Raw genomic sequence first — 19142 nt, forward strand, 5'->3', positions numbered from 1 at the left:
CCTCTTCAGGTTAATCGACAGCTACCGGCGCCAAAAAGGCTGCTTCCAGTAGCTGCTGTGTATAGGGATGTTGCGGTGCGGCGAAGATATCCTGCGCCACACCCTGTTCGACCACTTTGCCTTGCTTGACCACCATCAACTGGTGGCTCAGCGCTTTGACGACAGCCAGGTCATGGCTGATGAACAAATACGTCAGGTTGTACTTGGTTTGCAGCGAGCGCAGTAACTCGACTACCTGACGCTGCACTGTCCGGTCGAGGGCCGATGTCGGCTCGTCCAGCAGAATCAGCGCCGGTTTTAACACTAATGCACGGGCTATGGCGATTCGCTGCCTTTGCCCACCCGAGAACTCGTGGGGGTAGCGGTGCCGGGTTTCCGGGTCCAGACCTACTTCCCTGAGTGCCTCGATAATTGCCGCTTCCTGCTCGGCGTCCGTCCCCATGCCATGAATGCGCAGGCCTTCGCCCACGATATCGCTTACTGACATGCGCGGGCTCAAACTGCCAAACGGGTCCTGGAACACCACTTGAATCTGTCTGCGCAGCGGACGAATCTGCTGCTGCGACAGGCCATCAAGCGGCTTGCCTTCAAACCGTATGGCGCCCTGGCTGCCGATGAGCCTGAGTATTGCCAGGCCCAGCGTCGATTTGCCCGATCCACTTTCACCGACAATCCCCAGTGTCTGCCCTTGAGGCAGGCTGAAGCGAATACCATCCACCGCCTTGACGTGATCGACGGTTCGCTTGAGCAGGCCTTTCCTGATCGGGAACCAGACTTTCAGGTCCTCGACTTCAAGCAGTGGAGCGCCAGCCGGGTTGGTCGAAGGACCGCCGCTGGGCTCTGCACTGAGCAACACCTGGGTGTACGGATGCTGTGGTGAACGGAACAGCTCTTCGCACAATGCTTGTTCGACGATGCAACCGCGCTGCATGACACATACACGATTGGCTATTTGCCTCACAACGTTCAAATCATGGCTGATCAGCAGCAATGCCATGCCCAGACGAGCCTGTAATTGCTTGAGCAATTCGAGGATTTTCAGCTGTACCGTAACATCCAGTGCGGTGGTCGGTTCGTCGGCAATCAGCAGTTCGGGCTCGTTGGCCAGGGCCATGGCGATCATGACGCGCTGGCGCTGGCCGCCTGACAGCTCGTGGGGCAGGGCCTTGAGCCGTTTGTGCGGCTCGCTGATGCCGACCATTTCCAGCAGCTCCAGCGTACGCGCCGTGGCTGCCTTGCCGGTGAGCCCCTTGTGCAGGCCGAGCACCTCGTTGATCTGCTTTTCCACCGAATGCAGCGGATTGAGCGAGGTCATGGGCTCCTGGAAAATCATGGCAATGCGATTGCCACGAATGGAGCGCAGTTTTTTCTCGTCCATCTTCAGCAGGTCATCGCCCGCATAGCGGATGGTGCCGGCAGGATGGGTGGCGATGGGGTAGGGCAGCAGGCGCAGGATCGAGTGCGCGGTGACCGACTTGCCGGAGCCGCTTTCACCCACCAGAGCCAGGGTTTCGCCGCGACGGATATCGAAGCTGATGTTTTCGACCACGCGCTGGCGCGACTCGCCTGTCACGAACTCGACCGCCAGATCGCGGATTTCGATCAGATTGTCATTGTTCATTTCATTTCCTTGGGTCGAAAGCATCGCGGGCGGATTCGCCGATGAACACCAGCAGGCTCAGCATCAATGCCAGTACGGCAAAGGCGCTGATGCCGAGCCACGGGGCTTGCAGGTTGGATTTGCCCTGCGCGACCAGTTCGCCCAGCGAAGGCGAGCCGGCGGGCAGGCCGAAGCCCAGGAAGTCCAGCGCTGTCAGGGTACCGATGGCGCCGGTCAGAATGAACGGCATGAACGTCATGGTCGACACCATGGCATTGGGCAGGATATGGCGGAACATGATCGCGCCGTTCTCCATGCCCAGCGCCCTGGCAGCGCGCACGTATTCCAGATTGCGGCCGCGCAGGAATTCGGCGCGTACCACGTCCACCAGGCTCATCCAGGAAAACAGCAGCATGATGCCCAGCAGCCACCAGAAATTGGGCTGCACGAAGCTGGCCAGGATAATCAGCAGGTACAGCACCGGCAGGCCCGACCAGACTTCCAGGAAGCGCTGGCCCATCAGGTCCACCCAGCCGCCATAGAAACCCTGCAAGGCACCGGCAATCACGCCGATGATGGAACTGAGCACCGTCAGGATCAGGGCGAACAATACCGAGATGCGGAAACCATAGATCACGCGAGCCAATACATCGCGCCCTTGATCGTCGGTGCCCAGCAGGTTCTCGCTGGAGGGCGGCGCCGGGGCGGGGACTTTCAGGTCGTAGTTGATGCTCTGGTAGCTGAACGGAATGGGTGCCCAAAGGGTCCAGCCGTTCTTTTGCGCGACCAGTTCCTTGATGTAGGGACTCTTGTAATTGGCTTCCAGCGGGAATTCCCCGCCGAAGGTGGTTTCCGGGTAACGCTTGAACACCGGGAAGTACCATTCGCCGTCATAGCGCACAGCCAGCGGCTTGTCGTTGGCGATCAGTTCCGCGCCCATGCTCAGGCCGAACAGGATCAGAAACAGCCACAGCGACCACCAGCCGCGCTTGTTGGCCTTGAAACGCTCGAAGCGGCGGCGATTGAGAGGAGACAGCTTCATATCAATGCTTCCTGCTTTCAAAGTCGATGCGCGGGTCTACCAGGGTGTACGTGAGGTCACCGATCAGTTTCACCAGCAGCCCCAGCAGGGTGAAGATGAACAGGGTGCCGAAGACCACCGGGTAATCACGGTTGATGGCCGCTTCAAAACTCATCAGGCCAAGGCCGTCCAGGGAAAAGATCACCTCCACCAGCAGCGAGCCGGTAAAGAAGATCCCCATGAAGGCCGAAGGGAAACCTGCTATCACCAACAGCATGGCGTTGCGGAACACATGGCCGTACAACACGCGGTTATTGCTCAGGCCCTTGGCCTTGGCGGTCACTACGTATTGCTTGCTGATTTCGTCCAGGAAGCTGTTCTTGGTCAGCAGGGTCATGGTGGCGAAGTTGCCGATCACCAGCGCTGTCACCGGCAGCACCAGATGCCAGAAGTAATCACCTATCTTGCCCAGCGTGCTCATCTCGTCGAAGCCATTGGACGTCAGGCCGCGCAGCGGGAACCAGTTGAAATAACTGCCACCGGCAAATACCACGATCAACAAGATGGCGAACAGGAACGCGGGAATTGCATAACCGACGATGATTGCCGAACTGGTCCAGACATCGAAATGGCTGCCATGGCGAGTGGCCTTGGCGATACCCAGCGGGATCGACACCAGATACATGATCAGGGTGCTCCATAGCCCGAGGGATATGGACACCGGCATCTTCTCGACAATCAGGTCGATCACTTTTGCATCGCGGAAGAAACTGTCACCGAAATCCAGCTGCGCGTAGTTCTTGATCATGATCCACAAGCGCTCCGGTGCCGACTTGTCGAAGCCGTACATGCGCTCGATTTCTTTGATCAGCGCCGGGTCCAGGCCCTGTGCGCCGCGGTAGTTGGAGCCTGCCACCGCGACTTCCGAGCCACCACCGGCGATGCGGCTGGTGGCGCCGTCGAAACCTTCGATCTTGGCGATCATCTGTTCCACAGGTCCGCCGGGAGCGGCCTGGATGATGATGAAGTTGATGATCAGGATGCCGAACAGGGTCGGGATAATCAGCAGCAAGCGCCGGAGAATATAAGCCAGCATGTTATTGCTCCGTACTCGCAGGTTCAGCTTGCCCGTTGGCAGGCTGCGCGGGAATCGCCGGTTTTGCGTCCGGTTTCATCCACCAGGTCATGACGCCGATGTCCGACAGTGGCGGGGCCTTGGGGTGGGCGATATGGTCCCAGTAGGCCACGCGCCAGGTCTTGATGTGCCAGTTGGGAACCACATAGAAGCCCCACAGCAGGACGCGGTCCATGGCCTTGGTATGGGTGATCAGGTTCTGGCGCGAGTCGGCATTGATCAGGCCGTCCACCAGGGTATCGATGGCCGGGTCCTTGAGGCCCATGAAGTTGCGGCTGCCAGGGTTGTCGGCGCTGGAGGAGTGGAAGTAGATCCGCTGTTCGTTGCCCGGCGAGCTGGATTGCGGGTAGCTGCTGACGATCATCTCGTAGTCCCGCGAGCGCAGGCGGTTGATGTACTCCGAGACGTCCACCCGGCGAATGCTCAGTTCGATACCCAGATCGTTCAGGTTGCGCTTGTAGGGCAGCAGGACGCGCTCAAACTCGGTCTGGGCCAGCAGAAACTCCAGTTTGACCGGGTTGCCCTGGGCATCGACCATCTTGTCGTTGACGATTTTCCAGCCCGCTTCCTGCAATAACTGGAAGGCGCGGCGCAATTGAGGACGGATCATGCCGCTGCCATCGTTGACCGGCAGTTTGTATTCTTCGCTGAAGACCCGGTCAGGGATCTTGCCGCGCAACGGTTCCAGGATGGCAAGTTCCTGTGCCGAAGGCAGGCCGCTGGAGGCCATCTCGGAGTTGTCGAAGTAGCTTTTGGTCCGGCTGTAGGAGCCGTTGAACAGCTGCTTGTTGGTCCACTCGAAATCCAGCAGCAGGGTCAGGGCCTCGCGGACCCTTATGTCCTGAAACACCGGTTTGCGCAGGTTGAAGATGAAACCCTGCATGCCGGTGGGGTTGCCGTTGGGCAACTCTTCCTTGATCAGGCGACCGTCCCGCACCGCTGGCGTGTTGTAGGCCGTGGCCCAGTTCTTGGCGCTGGTTTCCAGCCAGTAATCGAACTGCCCGGCCTTGCCGGCTTCCAGAGCGACCGTGTTGTCACGGTAGTAATCGGTGGTCAGGACATCGAAGTTGTAGGAGCCTTTGTTGATCGGCAGATCCTTGGCCCAGTAATCCTTGACCCGCTCATAACGCATCGAGCGCCCGGCCTTGACCTCGGCGACCTTGTAAGGCCCGCTGCCCAGCGGGATCTCCAGATTGCTCTTGCTGAAGTCCCGTGTGGCCCAGAAATGCTTGGGCAGCACTGGCAACTGACCCAGGATCAGTGGCATTTCGCGGTTGTTCTTGTGTTTGAACTTGAACAGCACGCGCAAAGGATCTTCGGCAATCACCTGATCGACATCGGCGTAGTAGCCACGGTACATGGGTGAGCCATGTTTCATCAGCGACTCGAAGCTGAATACCACGTCTTCGGCGCGTATCGGATGGCCGTCATGGAAGCGCGCTTCAGGGCGCAGGTAGAAACGTACCCAGTCATTGTCCGGAGATTTTTCAATCTTGCCGGCAATCAGCCCGTACTCGGTAAACGGCTCATCCAGGCTGCGGCTGGTCAAGGTGTCGTAGATCAGGCTGATATCTTCAGCGGCCACGCCCTTGTTGATGAACGGGTTAAGGCTGTCGAAACTGCCGAAGCCTGCCTGACGGAAAATCCCGCCCTTGGGCGCGTCGGGGTTCACGTAATCGAAATGCTTGAAGTTGGCCGGATATTTCGGGGCTTCGTCATACAGCGTCACGGCATGCTGGGGAGCAGCCTGGACGGTGCAGACGATACCGGCCAGCAACAGGCCGCCAGCCTGCATGAACAGGGAACGCAGTGGGGTCATCGGGTCTTCTCCGGAGTCTTGAGCCACCACGCACGCAACCCCATGGTATAGGGCGGGGTGGTGACCATGGCGAATCGATTGCGATAGGCCAGGCGATGATTGTTCAGGTACCAGTTCGGAATGCTGTAATGCTGGGACAGCAATACGCGATCAAGTGCGCGTGCCGTTGCGACTTGTTCATCATGCGTCTGTGCGGCCAGCAGCTTGTTGAGCAGGCTGTCGACCACAGGATTGGCGACGCCAGCGTAGTTCTTGCTGCCATTGACCGTGGCCTGGCTGGAGTGGAAATACTGCCACTGTTCAAGGCCGGGGCTGAGTGTCTGTTGCAGGGTCATGAGGATCATGTCGAAGTCGAAATGGTCCAGCCGCTGTTTGTACTGGGCGCGGTCCACCGTGCGCAGGCTTGCTTCGATCCCTATGCGGCGCAGGTCTTCTATATAGGGTTGCAGGATGCGTTCGAGATTGGGGTTCACCAGCAGAATCTCGAAATGCAGCGGTTGTTGGTCCGCATTGAGCAGGCCTCGCTCCGACAGCGTCCAGCCGGCCTTGGCAAGCAGGCCCAGTGCCTTGCGCAGGGTTTCACGCGGAATGCCGCGGGCATCGGTCTTCGATGGGCTGAAGGGGGAGGTGAACAGGCTGGCGGGTAACTGGTCCCGGTAAGGCTCCAGCAGGGCCAGCTCGCGGCCGGTGGGCAGATCCGTCGCGGAAAACTCGCTGTTGGGGTAGTAACTGGTGGAGCGGGAGTAGGCATCACTGAACAGTGCGCGGTTGGTCCACTCGAAATTGAACATCAGCCCCAGTGCTTCACGCACCCGGATATCGGCAAAGGTGCCGCGCCGGGTGTTCATGAACAGCCCCTGAGTCTGGGTCGGGATCTTGTGCGGGATCTGCGCCTTGATCACCTGACCATTGGCGACGGCCGGGAAGTTGTAGCCATTGGCCCAGTTCTTGGCCTGATGTTCGATATAGATGTCGAATTCACCGGCCTTGAAGGCCTCGAAGGCTACATCGCTGTCGCGGTAGAACTCCACTTCGACGCGATCGAAGTTGTATTTGCCGCGATTGACCGGCAAGTCCTTGCCCCAGTAATCCTTCACCCGCTCGAACACCAGTTGGCGTCCTGGCTGTACTCGGGTAATGCGATAGGGGCCGCTGCCCAGTGGCGGCTCGAAAGTCGTGGCCTTGAAGTCGCGGTCTTTCCAGTAATGCTGCGGCAGTACCGGCAGCTCACCCAGACGCAGGATCAGCAGGGGATTGCCGGAACGCTTCAAGACAAAGCGGATGCGATGGCGATTGAGAATGTCGACTCGCTGCACTTCCTGCAAGGCCGTGCGGTATTGCGGGTGACCGTCCTTGAGCAGTGTGCGATAGGAGAAGGCCACGTCATAGGCCGTGATCGGCTTGCCATCGTGAAAGCGCGCCTGGGGACGAAGATTGAATACCACCCAGCTGCGGTCCTCGCTGAACTCCACCGACTGTGCGATCAGCCCGTAACTGGACGTGGGCTCGTCGCCGGACGGGTCGTACTGGCCGGTGCCGACCATCAGGGGTTCGTTCAGCTCATTGACGCCGTATTGCAGGAAGTTGCCTGTCGACACAGGGCTGGTGCCCTTGAAGGTGTAAGGGTTGAGTGTGTCGAACGTGCCGAAGGCCATGATTCGCAAGGTGCCACCTTTCGGCGCCTCGGGATTGACCCAGTCGAAATGAGTGAAACTGGCCGGGTACTTGAGAACGCCAAATTGCGCATAGCCATTGCTTTCGCTGATGGCAGCGTTGGCACAGAAGCTCAAGACCAGACAGATGACTAGCAGGAAGGGACGTATCACGATCCAGACGGCTTGGGCTTTCGGGTCGCTAACAGTAACAGCTTGTCCGGATTGGAAAAAGACCGCCGGCAATGCGGGAGCGATGGTCTGGACGACCACTTGCCCCGAGGTTGCTTCAGGGCAGGTGGCCGGCGTCATCAATGAGGCAGGTAGACAGTCAGGGTCTGGCCGGGTTTAAGGGCCTGACCGGTACGTGGATTCCAGCGCTTGAGATGCTTCATCTCGACGTTGAAGCGCTTGGCGACCAGATACATCGAGTCGCCTTTCTGGATCTTGTACTGCATGGATTTCTTTTCGGGCTCGGCGCTGGCCGTTGCAGTGGCTGCTTTCTCGGCCTTGCCGCCCTGAACGATCAGCGTCTGGCCAATCTTGAGCTTGTTGCCGGACAGCTTGTTCCAGCGCTGCAACTCTTCGACATCAACCTTGTGGGCCTGAGCGATGCTCGACAGGTTGTCGCCATTCCTGACCTTGTAGCTGCGGCTGGTGGCCGGTTTGTCGTTGCTGGCCAGCTCCTCGAACACAGGCTGCGAAGACTTCATGCCCGGCTGGACCGGAATGCTCAAGGACTGACCGGCCTTGAGTTTGTTGCCAGCCAGCCTGTTGTTGCTCTTGATCGAGCTGACCGGCACCTGATAACGGCTGGCAAGGCTTTCGAGCGTATCGCCACGACGTACGCGGTAGGGTTGCCATGCGGTCAGTTCTTCGGACTTCATGGCCGACAGGCTTGCTGTCAGTATGTGCGCCTTTGAAGTCGGCACCAGCAAATGCTGAGGGCCATCAATGGTCAGGCGCTTCTTGAAGGCCGGGTTGAGCTGGATGAGTTCGTCTTCGTCGATATTGGCCAGGCTTGCGACCTTGGACAGATCGACACGCTTGTTGAGCTCGACGACTTCGAAATAGGGTTCGTTGGCAATCGGGTTCAGGTTGACGCCATAGGCATCCGGCGACAGAACCACCTGGGAAAGTGCCAGCAGCTTGGGCACATAGTCGCGTGTTTCCTGAGGCAGCGGCAGGTTCCAGTAGTCCGTTGGCAGGCCGAGCTTCTCGTTGCGTTCGATGGCGCGGCTGACTGTGCCTTCGCCCGCATTGTAGGCCGCCAGTGCCAACAGCCAGTCGCCGTTGAACATGTCATGCAGTTTGGTCAGGTAATCCATTGCCGCCACGGTGGACGCCTGGATATCGCGTCGACCGTCATAGAAGCTGGTCTGGCGCAGATTGAAGTAGCGCCCCGTGGACGGGATGAACTGCCACAGGCCTACAGCCTGGCTGCGGGAGATCGCCATCGGGTTGTAGGCGCTTTCGATCACTGGCAGCAGGGCCAGCTCAAGCGGCATGTTGCGTTCTTCCAGGCGCTCGACGATGTAGTGCATATAGAGGCTGCCGCGCTCGCCCGCGTTTTCAAGAAAGGACGGGTTGTTGGCGAACCACAGGCGCTGCTGATCGATACGGGGGTTCTGGTCGTTGTTCTGTTGCAACTGGAAACCCTGGCGCATCCGGTCCCAGATATCCTGGGGCGGGGCCGACTGGTTTGGCGTCTGGGTAATGAAGATGGGTTTTTGCTTGATGCCGGTGGACAGGTTGGGCGTGCGGTAAGTGCTGCTTGGCTCCACATGACTTGTGGTCTGGCAGCCTGCCAGTAGCGCACTCGCGGCTACAGCCACAGCCTGAGCCAACCGAGTCAATGCGTCCGAATTTAGGTGTTTGCGTGTAAGTGACGACATTGGCTGGGGGGGACTTCCAGGCGAAAATGTCGGGCGATTCTAGAAAGCGTCCCCCCAACGGTCAACCTTTCAGAATTTTCGTGCCGATTCCACGCGCTTTAGAACGTATCTTTCCAAGCCCTCAAGCTAGCAAAAACCTCGCTCGGCGAGCTGTTTTCACGGCCGGTCCGTTCGTCCGCTTTTTCTTTAACAGATGTTTCCCGGACCCTGAGGAAGGGGTTTGTGCGTCGTTCCAGAGCTAGATTGGAAGGCAGGCTGATACGATTTTCACTGCGCCATTGGCTGACTTGCGCCAGACGTTCGGCAATATCCCGATTTTCGGGTTCCACGGCCTGGGCGAAACGCAGGTTGCTCAGTGTGTATTCATGGGCGCAGTAGATCAGCGTGCTGTTGGGTAAGGCCGCCAGTCGGCTCAGGGAATCATGCATCTGCTGCGGCGTCCCTTCAAAAAGGCGTCCGCAGCCAGCGGCAAAAAGGGTATCGCCACTGAACAGCACGGGAGCCGTCGCGTCATCGTGATAAAAGGCGATATGGCCAAGGGTATGGCCCGGGACGGCATGGACCGCGAAATCCAGGCCCAGAACGGATACCCTGTCGTTGTCCACCAGCGCGATGTCACGGGCGGGGATGTTTTCCGTGGCCGGGCCGAGCACTCTGGCGCCAGTGGCCTGCTTGAGCTGCACGACACCACCGACATGGTCGTTGTGATGATGAGTGATCAGGATATCGGTCAGTTGCCAGCCGGGATTGTGCTCCAGCCAGTCGAGTACTGGCTGCGCATCACCCGGATCGACCACTGCGCAGCGTTGAGTGGAAAGGTCTTGTAACAACCAGATGTAGTTATCGTTGAAAGCGTGCAGGGCGTGGATCTGTATCATGGCGCAGTTCGCACATCGGGAAACAATGGTGCATCTTAGTCTTTGATACGGCTGCAAGCGAACCCCCAAGGAGACCTCAAATGACCGATGAAGCGTTCGCCCAGGCCGATCCTGAATGGCTTGCTTTGATCCAGGCCGCCCGCAAGTGGCTGTCCGGGCCGTTGGGACAACTCCTGCTTGAGGAGGAGCGTCGGATTCTCGAAGACGAACTGGGGCGTTATTTCGGTGGTTATCTTGTGCATTACGGGCCATCTGCCGAAAACCCGCCCGTGGCGAAGCAGGTACAACGCAATGTCAGGCTTGGCGCGCCGCTGCCCGGCGTAGAGATCGTCTGCGAAGAAGAAGCCTGGCCATTGAGCGAGCATGCCGCCGATGTGGTGGTCCTGCAGCATGGCCTGGATTTCTGCCTTTCGCCCCATGGCCTGCTGCGCGAAGCCGCCAGCAGCGTCAGGCCGGGCGGGCACCTGCTGATTATCGGTATCAACCCCTGGAGCACCTGGGGTTTACGGCATGTCTTCGCTCGCGATGCCTTGCGCAAGGCGCGCTGCATTTCACCGTCCCGTGTCGCCGACTGGCTGAACCTGCTGGGGTTCGCACTGGAGAAGCGGCGCTTCGGGTGTTATCGTCCGCCCCTTTCTTCGGCAGCATGGCAGGCACGCTTCAGCGGTCTGGAAAGCCTCGGTGAGGGGCGGCAAAGTCCGGGCGGCGGCTTCTATCTATTGGTGGCGCGCAAACTGGTGGTTGGCTTGCGCCCCTTGCGTCAGGTCCGTCGCGAGCCGATGGGCAAGCTGATCCCGTTGCCGATGGCCAAGGTCAACCGCAACACGCCGCAACCTTGATGGTCTGGCCTGTCGTCCTGCCCGAATAATCCCTTGATTCTGGAACGGTCGTAATGAGCGAAAGCGTTGAACTCTTCACTGATGGCGCCTGCAAGGGCAACCCTGGCCCCGGCGGCTGGGGTGCATTGCTCATCTACAAGGGCGTCGAAAAGGAATTGTGGGGCGGCGAGGCCAATACCACCAATAACCGCATGGAGCTGACCGGTGCCATTCGCGGCCTGGAAGAACTCAAGCGTCCTTGCGAAGTGACCCTGGTGACGGACTCGCAATACGTCATGAAAGGCATCACCGAATGGATGGTCAACTGGAAGAAGCGCGGCTGGAAAACCGCTGCCAAGGAGCCGGTCAAGAATGCCGACCTCTGGCAGCAACTGGACGAACAGGTCAGCCGTCATACCGTGAAGTGGCAGTGGGTGCGTGGCCATATCGGCCATCCCGGCAACGAGCGTGCCGACCAGTTGGCCAACCGTGGTGTGGATGAGGTGCGCGGCATCAAGCAGGGCTGACCGTTTGCCCGATGAGCTGAACGGCTCATCCGGCCTTGCAGCGTGCTAAGATCGCGGCCTGTAGACGAGGCAACAGTCAATGGCAGTGCAAAACACAGATAACAGATCCGTAGTACTCGATACCGAAACCACCGGTATGCCCGTCACCGACGGCCACCGCATCATCGAGATCGGTTGCGTCGAGTTGATTGGCCGCCGCCTGACCGGGCGGCATTTTCACGTCTATCTGCAACCTGATCGCGAGAGCGATGAAGGTGCGATTGGCGTTCACGGTATCACCAACGAATTTCTGGTTGGCAAACCGCGCTTCAATGAAGTCGCCGAAGAATTCTTCGAGTTCATCAAGGGCGCCCGGCTGATCATCCATAACGCGGCGTTCGACGTTGGCTTCATCAACAACGAATTCGCGTTGATGGGCGCGCACGACAAGGCCGATATCACCCAGCATTGCTCGGTGCTCGATACGCTGTTGATGGCCCGTGAGCGTCACCCGGGCCAGCGCAACAGCCTCGATGCCTTGTGCAAGCGCTATGGCGTAGACAACTCGGGCCGTGAGCTGCACGGCGCATTGCTCGACTCCGAGATCCTGGCCGATGTCTATCTGGCCATGACCGGTGGGCAGACCAGCCTGTCTCTGGCCGGTAACGCGAGCGATGACAACGGCTCCAGTGGTGGGAATGCCAACCGCGGCAGCGAGATTCGCCGCCTGTCCGGCCGTCAGCCGTCGCGCATCATTCGTGCGACCGAAAGTGAACTGGCAGAGCATGAAGCACGCCTGGCCATTATTGCCAAGGCGGCAGGCGCGCCGCCGTTGTGGGTTCAGTTGCAAGAGGCCAAGGCTCAGGCTTCGTCCTGACCGGGCCATGGTTTGCACCAGCATGGCAGCGGTGAGATGACGGCAGCAAACCCCTTTCTGAGCATTCGTGTCGCAGACGAATGCTTCGAGGACTATATCCTCAACAGCGAATTCACCTTCACGGTCCAGGGTTATGCCCGGGTGGTCGTGGGGCAGAGTGTCGAGTCCTGGGTCATCGATTCGGTAGAGCCTTATCTCAAGAACTACGGCATCGACTCACAGGAATTCTGCGATTACCGCGACGCCGCCGACAGTACGGTGCTGGTCGCCTGGCTGGGAGAGCAGGCGGTCGGGCATATCGTGCTCAGTACCCACTGGAATGGTTTTGCCCATATCGATGAGCTGGCGGTCGACGAGTCGGCACGTCGTTGCGGGGTTGCCCGATCCTTGCTGGATGTGGCGCAGTTCTGGAGCCGCCAGCGCAATCTGCCGGGGATAATGCTCGAAACCCAGAACAATAATCTGGCGGCCTGCAGGCTGTATGAGCGGTGCGGGTATGTGGTGGGAGGTTTCGATCACATGCGTTACCGCAGCATCGACCCGCAGACTCGTGAGACAGCGATTTTCTGGTATCTGATATTTCCCTGAAGGGTGGGAGCGAAGAAATATCTTCCCGGATAAATCCGGTCCCACACCTGCACACGGATGTTATGGGATTCGGGTCATCTTCACGCCGGACTGGATCACTTCAAAATCATCCCCGCCTAAATGGTTGACCCTGTCTCCGATAGCCAGGCGATACGTTTTGACAGGCTCCTTGCCGTCAGCCTCATCAGGCTGTGATTCCTGGAATTCATGCACCGGGTAGATACGGCCTGCCGCATCTCTTGCATGAAACTGTCCGACGAGAACTGAAGCCATCTGCTTTGTAACCTCTGAAACTGAAGATAACCGTTGGATTAAGAATCCACCGAGGCTTGTAGACCACTGATTCATAGGTGAGTTTGGCGGGCACGAAAAAATAGTGGGCTATTCCATTCGCCTCTTGAACATGACTTGGGCTATACCTGATGGTTCCTTGAATCAGATGACGGATATCTCCATGAGCCAGGTTCACTCCATCGCCGTATTGGTCGGCAGTCTGAGAAAAGATTCCATCAACCGTAAGATCGCGCTCGCATTGGCTGATCTGGCCCCTGACACACTGAAGCTGAACATCGTCGAGATCGGTGACCTGCCGCTGTACAACGAAGACATTGATGGCGCTTCGGCCCCGCAGGCCTACACGAGATTTCGCGAACAGCTTGCAGCCGCAGACGGCCTGTTGTTCGTTACCCCGGAATATAACCGTTCAGTGCCAGGCGCCCTGAAGAATGCCATTGACGTGGGCTCGCGGCCTTATGGCAAAAGTGCTTTCAGTGGCAAGCCGGGCGCGGTGATCAGTGCTTCACCCGGCGCGATCGGTGGTTTTGGTGCCAATCACCATTTGCGCCAGTCACTGGTGTTTCTGGACGTTCCTTGCCTGCAACAGCCCGAAGCCTATCTGGGCAATGCAGGTACCTTTTTCGACGAGGCCGGTACGCTGTCGGAGAAGACCCGGCCGTTCCTGCAAACCTTCATCAATGCCTACGCTGTCTGGGTAGAGAAAAACAGCAAGGTCACCGCCAACTGACATTGCTCGAGGCTTCATTTCAATATCCGGCAATCAATTGCTTTATGTAACGCAGCCATTTCGACGCCCTCCATAAGCTGTTTCTTTTCCTTGCCTGCGCCGGTCATCCGGCGTGTGGCGAGATTTCATGAAAAGGAAATGGCACATGTCATCACCCCCGTATTTTTTCAGCGAGTCGCTCAAAGTGCGATTCGAGCAGAGTATCAAGGCGGCAATCGACACATCCCGTATCCGGGGCGACGAGGGCAGATGGCTACAGCGACTGGTGGGCGAAACCGGCAAGTCGGACGTGCCTCCTCCCCGTGTCGACAGGCTGGTCATGGATGATGGCTCCACGCCCAACGCTGAGCTGGCCGGCGCATTATTGATAAGCGATACGCAGGACAGCAAAGCTCCGGTGTTCCTGAGTACCTTGTTGTTCGGTATCGAGCGTTTCAAGAGCAGGGCTGCGTTGCTCGTCAGCCTCAAGAAAAGGTTCGACGAGATCCGGGAAATGTCGCTGGAGGTCGATGCGCGCTTGATCGATGGCCCGCTGTTCGAGGTTCAGATGCAGTCTGTTGTCCAGCAACAGGTGCAGCATCTTGATCAGTTGTCCGAACGACTGCACGGCATGCCGTCCCTGCAGACTGCGCTCGGTAAAGCCTTGCAGCAAAGGCTTGCACAGCTTCTGCCCGGCAATGATATCGATGTCTTCCACCATCCCGTGCAAATCGTCGAGGAACGCTCATCCGAAAGCGTCATGACGACCAGTCTGGTGGCATGCACCCAGACACTGGTCGAGGTCGCGACCCATAAATATGCGGGTGAAGAGCCTGGAAAAGGGCTTGTCCTGAGATTTCTGGATGCTCAAGGCCGGATTCTGACCCCGGTCCAGGCGCAGCCATACGTCCAGGCGCTCGATGAGTTGAGGTCTATCGTCACCGATACGTACGAGCAGTTGCTGGATGAGTACTGGAGTCAGGTTACGAATGATGGCCGCACGCTACGAGATGTTGTCGCCCATGCCCTGGCCGAGTCCTTGCGCCAGACCTTGTTGACCGGTACAGAACAAGGGGCGCTGACGGGACACGAATGCCGTCATCTGAGTTCACTGCTGCCGTATCCCGGTGCGCCTGAGGATTTGAAATCGGTCACGGTCAGCAGGCTGGCTGTCAGTATCGGTGATCAGGAGCCGGTCAAGCTGGTCGGTGTATTCCTGATCGAGTTTCGGGTCGAGCAGTTACCGGTGCTGTATCTGTTTTCATCGTTGTACGGGTTCAGGCATTACGTTGACAGGAAGCAGATCAGCGAGCATTTCTCCAGTGTTCAGGGGCGAGCCGAACTGCTGAGTTTTTCCTCGCTGGACGATCACCCCCTGATCGACATGCAAGGCCCGCTCAAGCTGCGTGTGGATGCACTGACTGTTCCATGGTTCCCCGAATTCATCAGGTCGATCATCGGCTTGCAGAAGCGCAATGTTCGTTATGTGCTGGGCCTGCCGGCAATCGTTTATCAAAAGGCATCGGTCCGGGTCGACGATGCGCTCGATGTGCGTGGCCTGCTGGATGCCCGGCTGTTGCGCCTGCGCGATTCTGGACGCTGGCAGGCCGGGCAGATTGAATTCGAGCCGCTCTGGGATCACTTGCCTTCGGTCCCGACGGTCGATCAAGGGGATCACGATTACCCCGTACTGCAAGCCTGGGCTGACAGAATGATCAGCCTCGATGCGCGAATGGAGCGTCTGGCCACGCTGCATTCGGGAGTGGAGACGTGCATGCGTCATGCACTTGATCGCTATCTGGCACTGATCGGCGGTGAACCTCTGGATGCGCGTGAACTCTGGGTCGTGAGGGCCAGCTCCGGCGAGCCCGCGATTCGACTGGTTTCGCTGGCTCTTCAACGGGTCAGTCAACCAGGCCTTGTACCGCTCCTGGACGGAACGGTGGTGAAAGGGCAGGCCGCTGCGCTTCAGAATCAACCCGAGATCCGTTTGCCGCTGACGTTATTCGAGTCGATGCTCAAATGGATACTGCCCGATTTTGCAGAGCGTTATGACCGCCAGCAGCGAGACTTCTATTCTCTGCCGACTCGTCGACTCGATACGCAAATACACCCTGGCGTATGGGCGGCTCATTCCCGTGAAGACGCTCTACGTCTGGAACTCTCTCTGGAACGGCATCTGGAAGTATTCGATACGAAGGTCCTGGATATGCTCCAGCAAGTGCTGGACAGACCGCTGCCGCACCTGCGCGAGGTACTGGGCGATGAGCGGGTCGAGGTCTGCATGCTGTCATTGCATTACGAGCCGGATCTGCCACCGATTCCACTGGCGAATGCTTTCGTGCTCTACAACCCCCGGCAACCCGGCTCCAATGTTCTGTGGACAATGTTGAACGGTCTGACGAAATTCGATTCTCGCCAGGCACTGGCAGACAATTTGCTGGCCTGCCTGAGACGTGTGGACAGGATCGATAATGTGCTTGAACTCTTGTCCGGGGCGGACAGGCATGCATTGCTCAAGTACCTTGAGCGACCTGGCGAATTGGGTATCCGTGTCATGTTCCAGGTGATTGAGGGGCATCTGGTTCACGCGCTACAGGAGGCTGAAAACCAGCGACAGCGGATGACCGTGAATTTTATCTACAACCGGGCGCAGACCTGGGGCCTGACCCCAGATCTGTTTGGCAAAGCGCTCGCGGTTACCGAGCGCGACGATGGAACCCGTCAGGCAGTGAATGATCTGGGCGCGGCTCTTCAGGTGTTGATCTATAAAGCCATTGCGCCGACCTGGGTGACCGAATCTTCGTTTGATGACCTGATTACGCTTACCAATCTGGTGCAGCGTTTTTATATCTCCAGCAGTACGCACGAAGATTTCCTGTTTGATATTCCCGATATTCGTGACCATGCAAAGGAAAAGCTGAGCGAGAGGCTTTCGGTCGATTTTCCGGGCGCGAATCTGGACTCCGATCAACTGATCGTGACCCTGACGCACTATGTACCCGCGATTGTTGCGACCGGCCAGACACCCCAAGGCATACCCGCAGCAACTCAGAAAATAAGCGAAACGCTCACCGATTTTTCCATCAACCGCTTTTCATCCATACAGGATGGCGTCATTTCCATTGCGCACAAGGACGGCAGCCCTTTGAGCGCGTCGTTGACCCCCGAATACATTCGAGACTTGTTGCAGTCGCTGGATGTCGCTACCGACTATCGGCAACTGGTCGATTCGGCGCTCGATAACCGTAGCCCTTCCCATCTTGTGCGCAAGAGTAACTTTGCCGAGCAGATTCCGGTTACAGAGGTCTTGAAGGCATTTGTACTCAAACTCAGGAACAAGCTGTCGGCTGAGGCATATGACTTTATCGAGTCTGTATTCAATATGCCTGACGGTATTGCCCGCTTGCCGGTCCGTGGGTGGGACGTGGTGCTGAGTCCCTTGCTGATCCTGCCCGCTCCCAAAGGCTGGGAGCCGACTCCGGTTCTTGGCGTTTACGTGATTACTCCTAAAGCTTCGCAGCAGCCGGGGCCCTGGGTGATCTATGCGCCGCTGTGCGAGCAGTGGACATTCAGAGAGTATGCCGACCAGGCAGCTCTGGTGACCGACCTGTGTACTTCCGGCAGTCTCCAGACGTATGTCCTTGACCGCATTGACCCGACCATGCGCCACATCTATGACCATGGTGGCTTTCACGAGCCACATCTGCCTTTCAGCATTGAAGACTCGATGGGCCTTCCCTTTGAGCGCCCGCTGCCGGTGACTTTCATGCTGGAGCCCTGCGAGGGGAATGCGCTGGAGTATCTGTTACCGGGGGTTCTTGAGGCTTTCAAGTTCGATATACGTCAGCAAAGCGTTACCAATGACGAGAACCGGCGCACCTCGTCAAAGTACTTGTTCGGCCTTGCGGTTGAACAAGTACTGGCATTCGTGCCGGGGCGTCTCGGTGCGTTGGTCGGTGTATGGCAGAGCCGCGATCTGTTTCACTCTTCGGCTGTTTCCATTGGCGAGCAGAGGTGGGGCAAGGCCGTATCGGAACTTGCAGCAGGTTTGAGCGTGCTGATTTCATCCCGGCAAGAACCACATAAAGGTCTTTTATCCGAAGAGGAGGTGACAGTCGGGTCTGCAGAGTCCACGTCCTTCCCTGAGTTTTCCTGGAGCACCAATGCGCTTACCGAGGAATTACGCAGCCGCCTGAGTGCGTTCGAGGTACATGACGTCGCTCTGAACGCGCTCCGCAAGGATGAAGTGCTCAACGTTTCCAGGGATGAGAATACGGGCAGGCAGTACGCCGCCGTCAATGGCAAGGTCTATCAGGTCCAGTCCAGCAAGGACGGTTGGTTTATCGTCATGCAGGACAAGGTCGGACCTTCCATCAAGCTTGATACTAACCAGCACTGGGCACTGCAATTGCAGGGTGGCCTCAAGGGCGGCGGTGGCGTTGTTACCCGCATGAAAAACAACCTGGTGGAAATGGAAGTCAGTGAGAGTCTGGTCGTCGATGCCCGCGGCATACACGAGATTCGTCAGATCTACCGTGACAGGGCGCAATGTATCGAGCAGGGGCATACTCAGGCTCGTCGTTACCTGGAAAACTGCCTTGATAATCTTAACCGGCGCTCTGCAGAGGGCACGCTCGATCCTCGTGTCGAACATATTGTCGCCAGCTTCTTTGATGCCAGGCATCCGGATACGCGCCTGTACGATGCGGTCAAGCAAGTCGTGACACCCATCTACGAAGAGCTGATTTCCCCGTCATTGTCGCCCATCAATTCGCAGCGTTATATCGTCGGATTCAATAAAAGAGGGAATGAGACATCCAGTGCCTTTGTCTTTTCCAAAGACCCTTTGAAAAGGATTTTTCTGACCGAGCAGTTTTTTCGTTTGCCCCGCTATCGCTTCAAGGTCAAGGTCATCAGGTCGGGCAGTTTCAACTATGGCGACCATTACCGTGCGACGATTCTGATTCATGAATTGTCCCATCTGGTTGCAGGTACCGAAGATATTGCCTACGTGGATTCCTATGCCCCCTTTGTCGACTTGCTGGAAGATGCTCCGGGCTATCGGCTACGCATCAAGAACGAACAGATCATCCAGCAACAGAAATCCCTGTCCTACCAGACCGATCGCAGCCAGTTGTTCAAGCAGATTGAAAATGATGACTGGAAGGATCTGAGGCGAGGGGATGCAAAGAACGCGATCCTGCGTATAACCGGCAAGAGAACCCTAGAGGAGGCCAGGGAAGTGTTCTATGCCGATATCCAGAAACGCACCGATGTCATGCTCAGTAATGCCGACTCGGTTACCTTGCTGATCTCCTTGCTGGGGCGACAGCGGTTCACCTGAGCG

At 57.9% G+C, this 19142-nt stretch carries 14 protein-coding genes; 6 read left to right on the plus strand and 8 right to left on the minus strand.

The window, feature by feature from the left end:
• Window positions 1-10 precede the first annotated feature (10 nt).
• The 7 genes from Q6A51_RS15940 to gloB all read right to left on the minus strand — a co-directional run bounded on the left by Q6A51_RS15940 (window position 11) and on the right by gloB (window position 10000).
• Complete coding sequence (locus tag Q6A51_RS15940; protein WP_304575234.1) at window positions 11-1621, minus strand: ABC transporter ATP-binding protein; 1611 nt, start codon at window positions 1619-1621, stop codon at window positions 11-13.
• Between the two features lies 1 nt (window position 1622).
• The gene (locus Q6A51_RS15945) at window positions 1623-2642 is read right to left on the minus strand and encodes an ABC transporter permease (RefSeq protein ID WP_201004318.1); all 1020 of its coding nucleotides are present in this window, start codon (window positions 2640-2642) and stop codon (window positions 1623-1625) included.
• Between the two features lies 1 nt (window position 2643).
• The gene (locus Q6A51_RS15950) at window positions 2644-3717 is read right to left on the minus strand and encodes a microcin C ABC transporter permease YejB (protein ID WP_201019790.1); all 1074 of its coding nucleotides are present in this window, start codon (window positions 3715-3717) and stop codon (window positions 2644-2646) included.
• A 1-nt stretch (window position 3718) separates the two neighbouring features.
• Window positions 3719-5575, minus strand: a complete 1857-nt coding sequence (locus tag Q6A51_RS15955) for an extracellular solute-binding protein (protein WP_201019789.1) — start codon at window positions 5573-5575, stop codon at window positions 3719-3721.
• A complete protein-coding gene (locus tag Q6A51_RS15960) occupies window positions 5572-7401 on the minus strand; it encodes an extracellular solute-binding protein (protein ID WP_304575252.1) in 1830 nt (609 codons plus the stop codon). Before Q6A51_RS15960 ends, Q6A51_RS15955 begins: the two co-directional genes overlap by 4 nt.
• A gap of 137 nt (window positions 7402-7538) precedes the next feature.
• Window positions 7539-9122: a lytic transglycosylase gene (locus Q6A51_RS15965; protein ID WP_201019788.1), complete on the minus strand. Its 1584-nt coding sequence runs from the start codon at window positions 9120-9122 to the stop codon at window positions 7539-7541.
• 98 nt (window positions 9123-9220) lie between these two features.
• Complete coding sequence (gloB, locus tag Q6A51_RS15970; protein WP_304575235.1) at window positions 9221-10000, minus strand: hydroxyacylglutathione hydrolase; 780 nt, start codon at window positions 9998-10000, stop codon at window positions 9221-9223.
• Window positions 10001-10080: 80 nt separating this feature from the next.
• Between gloB and Q6A51_RS15975 the strand changes: the two genes are divergently transcribed.
• The 4 genes from Q6A51_RS15975 (at window position 10081) to Q6A51_RS15990 (ending at window position 12789) form a co-directional block, all read left to right on the plus strand.
• A complete protein-coding gene (locus Q6A51_RS15975; protein ID WP_201019786.1) occupies window positions 10081-10839 on the plus strand; it encodes a class I SAM-dependent methyltransferase in 759 nt (252 codons plus the stop codon).
• Window positions 10840-10892: 53 nt separating this feature from the next.
• The gene (gene rnhA / locus Q6A51_RS15980; RefSeq protein WP_025259238.1) at window positions 10893-11345 is read left to right on the plus strand and encodes a ribonuclease HI; all 453 of its coding nucleotides are present in this window, start codon (window positions 10893-10895) and stop codon (window positions 11343-11345) included.
• A gap of 79 nt (window positions 11346-11424) precedes the next feature.
• Window positions 11425-12201 carry a DNA polymerase III subunit epsilon gene (gene dnaQ / locus Q6A51_RS15985; RefSeq protein WP_304575236.1) on the plus strand — a complete coding sequence of 259 codons (777 nt, stop codon included), beginning with the start codon at window positions 11425-11427 and terminating at the stop codon, window positions 12199-12201.
• A 36-nt stretch (window positions 12202-12237) separates the two neighbouring features.
• Window positions 12238-12789, plus strand: coding sequence for a GNAT family N-acetyltransferase (locus Q6A51_RS15990; RefSeq protein WP_304575237.1), 552 nt, complete (start codon window positions 12238-12240; stop codon window positions 12787-12789).
• 60 nt (window positions 12790-12849) lie between these two features.
• Here the strand turns inward: Q6A51_RS15990 and Q6A51_RS15995 are convergent, their stop codons facing one another.
• Window positions 12850-13062, minus strand: coding sequence for a hypothetical protein (locus tag Q6A51_RS15995; protein ID WP_025259241.1), 213 nt, complete (start codon window positions 13060-13062; stop codon window positions 12850-12852).
• A 181-nt stretch (window positions 13063-13243) separates the two neighbouring features.
• Between Q6A51_RS15995 and Q6A51_RS16000 the strand changes: the two genes are divergently transcribed.
• Together Q6A51_RS16000 and Q6A51_RS16005 are read left to right on the plus strand one after the other, a co-directional pair.
• Complete coding sequence (locus Q6A51_RS16000; RefSeq protein WP_304575238.1) at window positions 13244-13813, plus strand: NADPH-dependent FMN reductase; 570 nt, start codon at window positions 13244-13246, stop codon at window positions 13811-13813.
• A gap of 145 nt (window positions 13814-13958) precedes the next feature.
• On the plus strand, window positions 13959-19139 hold the full coding sequence (locus tag Q6A51_RS16005) for a dermonecrotic toxin domain-containing protein (protein ID WP_304575239.1): 5181 nt from the start codon (window positions 13959-13961) through the stop codon (window positions 19137-19139).
• Window positions 19140-19142 lie beyond the last annotated feature (3 nt).

The organism is Pseudomonas serbiensis (assembly GCF_030580745.1).
GTDB lineage: Bacteria > Pseudomonadota > Gammaproteobacteria > Pseudomonadales > Pseudomonadaceae > Aquipseudomonas > Aquipseudomonas serbiensis.

What these genes read in the sequence shown, in the direction of transcription:
- Q6A51_RS15940 (WP_304575234.1), bottom strand. Translation starts at nt 1,621, where the DNA reads ATGAACAATGACAATCTGATCGAAATCCGCGATCTGGCGGTCGAGTTC.
- rnhA (WP_025259238.1), top strand. Translation starts at nt 10,893, where the DNA reads ATGAGCGAAAGCGTTGAACTCTTCACTGATGGCGCCTGCAAGGGCAAC.
- gloB (WP_304575235.1), bottom strand. Translation starts at nt 10,000, where the DNA reads ATGATACAGATCCACGCCCTGCACGCTTTCAACGATAACTACATCTGG.
- Q6A51_RS15950 (WP_201019790.1), bottom strand. Translation starts at nt 3,717, where the DNA reads ATGCTGGCTTATATTCTCCGGCGCTTGCTGCTGATTATCCCGACCCTG.
- Q6A51_RS15990 (WP_304575237.1), top strand. Translation starts at nt 12,238, where the DNA reads ATGACGGCAGCAAACCCCTTTCTGAGCATTCGTGTCGCAGACGAATGC.
- Q6A51_RS15955 (WP_201019789.1), bottom strand. Translation starts at nt 5,575, where the DNA reads ATGACCCCACTGCGTTCCCTGTTCATGCAGGCTGGCGGCCTGTTGCTG.
- Q6A51_RS15945 (WP_201004318.1), bottom strand. Translation starts at nt 2,642, where the DNA reads ATGAAGCTGTCTCCTCTCAATCGCCGCCGCTTCGAGCGTTTCAAGGCC.
- Q6A51_RS15975 (WP_201019786.1), top strand. Translation starts at nt 10,081, where the DNA reads ATGACCGATGAAGCGTTCGCCCAGGCCGATCCTGAATGGCTTGCTTTG.
- Q6A51_RS16000 (WP_304575238.1), top strand. Translation starts at nt 13,244, where the DNA reads ATGAGCCAGGTTCACTCCATCGCCGTATTGGTCGGCAGTCTGAGAAAA.
- Q6A51_RS15965 (WP_201019788.1), bottom strand. Translation starts at nt 9,122, where the DNA reads ATGTCGTCACTTACACGCAAACACCTAAATTCGGACGCATTGACTCGG.
- dnaQ (WP_304575236.1), top strand. Translation starts at nt 11,425, where the DNA reads ATGGCAGTGCAAAACACAGATAACAGATCCGTAGTACTCGATACCGAA.
- Q6A51_RS15995 (WP_025259241.1), bottom strand. Translation starts at nt 13,062, where the DNA reads ATGGCTTCAGTTCTCGTCGGACAGTTTCATGCAAGAGATGCGGCAGGC.
- Q6A51_RS16005 (WP_304575239.1), top strand. Translation starts at nt 13,959, where the DNA reads ATGTCATCACCCCCGTATTTTTTCAGCGAGTCGCTCAAAGTGCGATTC.